Raw genomic sequence first — 6,661 nt, 5'->3', positions numbered from 1 at the left:
ATCTGATCATCAAATCGATCTTGAATGTATTGAAATTATTGTGATTTAAATGTACAAATTAGTGGAAACATCACTTCACGTCACCCCTTATGCCATAAAGGATTTTCATGATCTTGCCCTGGTAATGCCGTGAGGAGTTTGGCCGATGATTATTGCAGTACGAGTGTTGAATCCTTTTTTTCTTAAATAGGCTAATCCGGTACGGAATGTCACTCGCCATGCCAAAAGTAGAGCGGGCGTAATCGCAAACCACAATGCCAGAATAGTGTTATCAAATAAGTCATAGACTTCCGAAAAATACAGAACAATAAAGATAAGCGCGGAAGTTACTGCCCAGGCCACACAGACAATAATCATCTGCTCTTTAAACGAACTGGTTCGCCAGGAGCGGTACAGGTTGCCGCTTTCTGCCATAAATAGAAAGGAGATGCCTCCAACAAAAGCCAGTATGACGTAATCTTTCCCCATCGCAGTATTCATGTCTTTGAACACTAAAAGCAGCATAAAAGAGACGATGACAGCAAGATCTGAGATGCGATATAAAAAAGCGAACTCCATCTCGTGAGAGCGGATAAGTCCTTTTTGTTTCATGACTCAGTTTCCCTTCTTACACGCTACCGCCCTTGGGTGTCTCCCCCAATTGCCGTGTCGTGAGCGTTATTAGTAGTTGGTGAACAGAGCATTCTGTTGAATGCTTCTAAGTTTTTTGTCACGTGTAATTTCGTTGATAAGTGTAAAAATTTGCGTTGTTGAGGTAAGTGGAAATAAGAATGAAATTTAGACCTTTGGCTAAGTTTGGCGGGTTAGGAAAAAGCTGGTACTTACTCATGAGGGATGAGGAAAAGTATTAAAAATGAAGTATCAGTACAAAGACAATGGTTTATGTAAAGGTAGAAGAAACGGGTGATCTTATTCGTTAACGATTAATGATTTAGTATCGAATTACTTATATTTATTAGGATAAAAAATCCCTCTCAAGTGAGAGGGATTTATTGTGAATCAGGACGAATGAATTATTCGACTTCTACGCCGTTTTCTTTGTATAGGCGGCGGCATGCACGACCATCACTGTGGAACAGGTGACAACGGTGTGCTGGAATACCAATCTCGATTTTATCGCCGGTATCGACTGCGAGCGTGTCAGGCTGACGGAAAATAACGTCTGCATCCGCGCCCTCTAGGTTTAGGTATACTTGAGTTTCGTTACCTAGCTTCTCAACAATCATCACTTCACCGTGAATGCTTGCATCAGCTTCAGAAGCGGATAATAGGTGCTCAGGGCGAATGCCTAAAGACATGCGGTCGCCACGGTTAACCGTCGTGCCATCCACTGGAATCCAGAAAGATACGCCATTAGATAGTTGAACTTTGACGCGCTCTGCTTCTACTTCATCAATGAATACGCTCATGAAGTTCATTTTCGGAGAACCGATAAAGCCTGCTACAAAGCGGTTTTGTGGGTAATGGTAAAGCTCAAGCGGCTTACCAACTTGCGATACATAACCGCCGTCTAGTACAACGATTTTATCTGCCATTGTCATTGCTTCTACCTGATCGTGCGTTACGTAGATCATGGTACAACCAAGTTGGCGCTGAAGTTTCGTGATTTGTGCACGCATGTTTACACGCAGTGCCGCATCCAAGTTTGATAGTGGTTCATCCAGAAGGAATACATTTGGCTGCGATACCAATGTTCGGCCAATCGCCACACGTTGACGCTGTCCACCAGAAAGTGCTTTTGGTTGGCGCTCAAGCAAGTGGCCTAGTTGTAGGATTTCTGCTGCTTGTTCAACACGCTTGTCGATTTCTGCTTTGTCTGCTTTTGCTAGTTTCAAGCCAAATGACATGTTGTCATATAAGTTAAGGTGCGGGTAAAGAGCGTAAGACTGGAATACCATACCAACACCACGTTTGGATGGTTCGACGTCATTCATGCGCTGGTCACCAATATACAAATCACCTGAAGTAATGTCTTCAAGACCGGCAATACAACGTAAAAGGGTAGATTTACCACAACCTGATGGACCTACAAAAACAACAAATTCACCTTCGTTGATTGTTAGGTCTACGTTCTTAGAAATCAGTACGTCGCCATACGCTTTACAAACATTTTTTAACGTGACACTCGCCATGTAGCTCGTCCTCGATCAATTTTTTATTATTCACCGCTCATCATTATATGAATTATCTAGCGAGCAGTAACAGTAGGAATCGGTAAGTTATTGCGGTTGGTAAGAAAAGTAGGGTAGCACTTCAATAAAATGTCCTGAATAGAAGTGCTACCCATCATAGCCAAGTACGAGTTTCTCTCCCCCACATTATTCGTGTTGTCTCCCCCGTGAAATAATTACCACAAACAACACCAATAATGACATTCCACTCGTCTGGCAATGCAAAACCAGCAAATCTTTTTCCTAATACGTAGGCACTGCTGGGAAAGGGTTCTTACCATCCACTCTTGGATGACTGAAGTTTGTAAGATTGTGCGAGGTGCGACATCCTCCTAATAGAAATAATTGTAGGGGGAGTAGGTAGGGAGGAGTAAAAAAGGAGGAGGAATAAAGCAGTTGGTCGGAAATCACATTATTGCACCACCTAAAGTTGAAACCGATCACAGGAAGTGTCCGTTTTGTGATTTGAGTCTCTTACCCTTGGCGATTTAGATCACGAAAATACGTCATAATTGTAAGGGCGTAGGGATTAGGAGGATGAGACATATTGGATTATTTCAGATGATATATGTCGAAATACGGCTGAACCTCAATGGACTAGCCCTACATCAAAAATATAAAAAGGATACGAACATGAAAAAGTTAAGCGCTGTAGCACTAGGTACTCTTGTTGCTTTGGGTTCTTTTGGTGCTAATGCTGCCATCGAAGAAGGACAACTTACTATCTGGATCAACGGCGACAAAGGTTACAATGGCCTTGCTGAAGTTGGTAAAAAATTCGAAGAAGACACTGGCATTAAAGTGACAGTGGCTCACCCAGATGGCCTTCAAGACAAATTTCCTCAAACTGCAGCGACTGGTGACGGTCCTGACATCGTATTCTGGGCTCACGACCGTTTCGGTGGTTACGCAGAAGCTGGCCTGCTAGCAGAAATTAAACCTTCTAAGAACATTCAAGAAGGTATTGTTGATTTCGCTTGGGATGCTGTACGTTACGACGGCAAATTGATCGGCTACCCAGTTGCGGTTGAGTCTCTATCTCTAATCTACAACAAAGACCTAGTTCCAAACCCACCGAAGTCTTGGGAAGAAGTTGCAGCGCTAGATGCAAAACTTAAAAAAGACGGCAAGTCTGCAATCATGTGGAACCTAAAAGAACCGTACTTCACTTGGCCACTAATGGCTGCTGATGGCGGCTACGCGTTCAAATACACTTCTGAAGGTTACGATGTTAAAGACGCTGGTATCGCGAAAGAAGGCGTTAAAGACGCAATGAGCTTCGTAAAAGGCTTGGTAGACAAAGGCGTAATTTCTGCAGATATGGACTACTCAGTATCTGAGTCTGCATTCAACCAAGGCAAGACAGCGATGACGATCAACGGTCCATGGTCTTGGGGCAACATCGAGAAGTCTGGCGTTAACTACGGCGTGACTACGCTACCTAAGTTCCAAGGTCAATCTTCTAAGCCATTCGTTGGTGTTCTAACGGCTGGTATCAGCACTGCGTCTCCAAACAAAGACCTAGCGGTTGAGTTCATTGAGAACTACCTACTAACAAACGACGGCCTACGTATGGTTAACAACGATAAGCCTCTAGGTGCGGTAGCGCTTAACTCGTTCCAACGTGAACTAGATTCAGATACTCGTATCGCTGCGACTATGGATAACGCGATGAACGGCGAAATTATGCCAAACATTCCTCAAATGAACGCATTCTGGGGCGCGGCTAAGAACGCAATCATCAACGTAGTTGATGGTCGTCAAACTGTCGATGCAGCATTGGCAGACGCAGAAAAACAAATGACTAAATAATTAAGTAAGACCTTTTTAAGGAGGGGGCAACTCCTCCTTACTTTTCTATATTTATTCTATATTCGCTAGCAGGTTCCCTATGCAGTCAGTTCAAGGTACAAATGCTATGACAGCACCAGAAGCCAGCCTTCCGAGCAGCAAAAAAGTGTTCATGAAATGGTCACTTTTAGGCACAGTCGGCATTATCAATGGCTACGCAACAATCCTTATGTATTCACGCGGTGAGATTGCGTTTGCACTACTTACGATCATTCTTACCGCTTTAGCGTTGTTCATCTTTGGTAGTAAAAAGACGTACGCACACCGTTACATCTACCCTGGTATCGCAGGGATGATCCTTTTCATTCTTTTCCCTCTGGCGTACACCATAGGTTTGGCGTTTACCAACTACAGCGCGAAAAACCAACTCTCTTTTGATCGTGCGCAGAGCGTACTTTTGGACAGAACTTATCAAAGTGGTGATAGCTACCCGTTCACTTTATATAAAACGGATCAAGGACATCAGCTTGTGGTTGAAAAAGATGGGGAGCTACTTGCTACGCCCACTTTTCAACTAGATAGCCTTTCAGCATCGGATCTTGACCTGTCGCCAATTGAAGAAGCTACGGGCGAGAAAGAATCAATCAAGACGATTGTTAAGAGCCGTAATACGTTGAGCAGTGTTGATTTGCATCTGCCGAGCGGTGAAGACATCCGCATGAGCGGGTTACGTAAGTTTGCGGCAGTTGTGCCTTTGTACACGCTGCAAGAAGACGGCGAAACGCTTTACAACAATCGTACTGAAGAGACGTTACGTCCAAATATGGAAGTAGGTTACTACCAACCTGTCGATGAAAACGGTCAGTTTGTTGGTAGCACAGTGTCTCCTGGCTTTGTGGTGAACATTGGCACACACAACTTTGAGCGTGTGTGGAAAGATGATGGTATCAAAGAGCCGTTTATCAGTATCTTTATCTGGACGATTGTGTTCTCAGCACTCACCGTACTATTTACGCTTGTAATTGGTCTTGTTCTAGCAAGTGTTGTTCAGTGGGAAGCATTAAAAGGCCGTTCGGTTTACCGACTCTTACTGATTCTGCCTTATGCGGTACCGGCGTTTATTTCTATCTTGATCTTTAAAGGTTTGTTTAACCAAAGCTTTGGTGAGATCAACATGCTTCTGGAAGGTTTGTTCGGTATTAGCCCTGCTTGGTTCTCAGACCCGTTCATGGCGAAAACCATGATCCTGATTGTGAACACGTGGCTTGGTTTCCCTTACATGATGATTCTATGTATGGGTCTACTAAAAGCGATTCCTGATGATTTATATGAAGCGTCAGCAATTGATGGTGCGAACTTTATTACTAACTTTACTCGTATCACGCTACCAATGATGTTGAAGCCATTAACACCGCTGTTGATTGCGAGCTTTGCCTTCAACTTCAACAACTTCGTGCTTATCCAGTTGTTGACAGGCGGTGGTCCAAACATGATTGGTACGTCAGAACCTGCGGGTTACACAGACCTATTGGTAAGTTACACCTACCGAATCGCATTCGAAGGTGCGGGCGGTCAAGACTTCGGTCTAGCAAGTGCAGTAGCAACACTTATCTTCCTATTGGTTGGCGCATTGGCACTTATCAACCTACGCGTAACTAAAGTAGCTCAGGACTAAGGAGAGATTACAATGGCAATGGTACAAGGTAAGTCATTAAAGTATCGTGTTTGGGCTACTCATATTGCGATGTGGGCATTCTTGGCACTGATTATTTTCCCTTTACTGATGATCATCGCGATTTCATTCCGTGAAGGTAACTTTGCAACGGGTAGTCTGATCCCAGACAACCCAACGCTTGATCACTGGAAATTGGCATTAGGTTTCTCGGTGAATAACCCAGACGGTACAGTTACACCGCCACCATTCCCAGTCATGACATGGCTGTGGAACTCAGTAAAAGTGGGTGGTATTTCTGCAATCCTAATCGTGGCGCTATCAACCACATCAGCTTATGCGTTTGCTCGTATGAAGTTCAAAGGTAAGAACACCATCCTAAAAGCGATGATGATCTTCCAAATGTTCCCTGCGGTATTGGCATTAGTTGCTCTATACGCGTTGTTCGACAAATTGGGTCAGTACATTCCATTCCTTGGCCTGAACACGCACGGCGGTCTGATATTCGCTTACTTAGGGGGTATCGCCCTGCACGTTTGGACGATTAAAGGCTACTTCGAAAGTATTGACTCTTCGTTAGAAGAAGCGGCGGCACTGGATGGTGCGACACCATGGCAAGCATTCCGTTTGGTATTGCTTCCATTGTCTGTGCCAATCCTAGCGGTAGTATTCATCTTGTCGTTCATCATGGTAATTGGTGAAGTTCCTGTAGCATCACTACTACTTTCTGATGTAGACTCGTACACACTTGCAGTGGGTATGCAGCAATACCTATATCCACAAAACTACTTGTGGGGTGACTTTGCTGCAGCTGCTGTACTTTCAGCAGTGCCAATCACTGCCGTATTCTTACTTGCTCAACGCTGGTTGGTTGGTGGTCTAACCGCTGGTGGTGTGAAAGGATAATCTCTTGTGGTCTGAGATTGATAAGAATAACTAGAAAAGGGCGACCACATGGTCGCCCTTATACGTAGCACGGATATTACAATTTTGGTTTGGCCGCCGATCAGTAATATCTTGGCTTTTA

The 6,661-nt window shown here is 44.1% G+C and carries 4 protein-coding genes and 1 pseudogene; 3 read left to right on the top strand and 2 right to left on the bottom strand.

The window, feature by feature from the left end; translation table 11 throughout:
- Window positions 1-120 precede the first annotated feature (120 nt).
- Window positions 121-591: pseudogene (locus NL643_RS09975) on the bottom strand (undecaprenyl-phosphate glucose phosphotransferase); the annotation flags it as partial.
- A gap of 422 nt (window positions 592-1,013) precedes the next feature.
- Window positions 1,014-2,132 (bottom strand): maltose/maltodextrin ABC transporter ATP-binding protein MalK, encoded by a 1,119-nt coding sequence (gene malK / locus NL643_RS09970; protein WP_005375271.1) that lies wholly within the window; start codon window positions 2,130-2,132, stop codon window positions 1,014-1,016.
- 672 nt (window positions 2,133-2,804) lie between these two features.
- On the opposite strand from malK, the gene malE reads away from it, so the two are divergent.
- From malE to malG, 3 genes are all read left to right on the top strand, one after another.
- On the top strand, window positions 2,805-3,983 hold the full coding sequence (malE, locus tag NL643_RS09965; RefSeq protein WP_005375272.1) for a maltose/maltodextrin ABC transporter substrate-binding protein MalE: 1,179 nt from the start codon (window positions 2,805-2,807) through the stop codon (window positions 3,981-3,983).
- A gap of 79 nt (window positions 3,984-4,062) precedes the next feature.
- Complete coding sequence (gene malF, locus NL643_RS09960; protein WP_031780258.1) at window positions 4,063-5,637, top strand: maltose ABC transporter permease MalF; 1,575 nt, start codon at window positions 4,063-4,065, stop codon at window positions 5,635-5,637.
- A gap of 12 nt (window positions 5,638-5,649) precedes the next feature.
- Complete coding sequence (gene malG / locus NL643_RS09955) at window positions 5,650-6,540, top strand: maltose ABC transporter permease MalG (RefSeq protein WP_253644363.1); 891 nt, start codon at window positions 5,650-5,652, stop codon at window positions 6,538-6,540.
- Window positions 6,541-6,661: the final 121 nt, after the last annotated feature.

It is taken from the genome of Vibrio sp. Y42_MX_L11 (genome assembly GCF_024181785.1).
Classification (GTDB): Bacteria; Pseudomonadota; Gammaproteobacteria; order Enterobacterales; family Vibrionaceae; genus Vibrio; species Vibrio diabolicus.
The sequence above is the reverse complement of the archived record's forward strand: the minus strand, read 5'-3'. Positions and strand labels throughout refer to the sequence as shown.

Bases quoted from the DNA above. Each gene is read 5' to 3' on its own strand.
- malE (WP_005375272.1), top strand. From the start codon at position 2,805: ATGAAAAAGTTAAGCGCTGTAGCACTAGGTACTCTTGTTGCTTTGGGT.
- malF (WP_031780258.1), top strand. From the start codon at position 4,063: ATGCAGTCAGTTCAAGGTACAAATGCTATGACAGCACCAGAAGCCAGC.
- malG (WP_253644363.1), top strand. From the start codon at position 5,650: ATGGCAATGGTACAAGGTAAGTCATTAAAGTATCGTGTTTGGGCTACT.
- malK (WP_005375271.1), bottom strand. From the start codon at position 2,132: ATGGCGAGTGTCACGTTAAAAAATGTTTGTAAAGCGTATGGCGACGTA.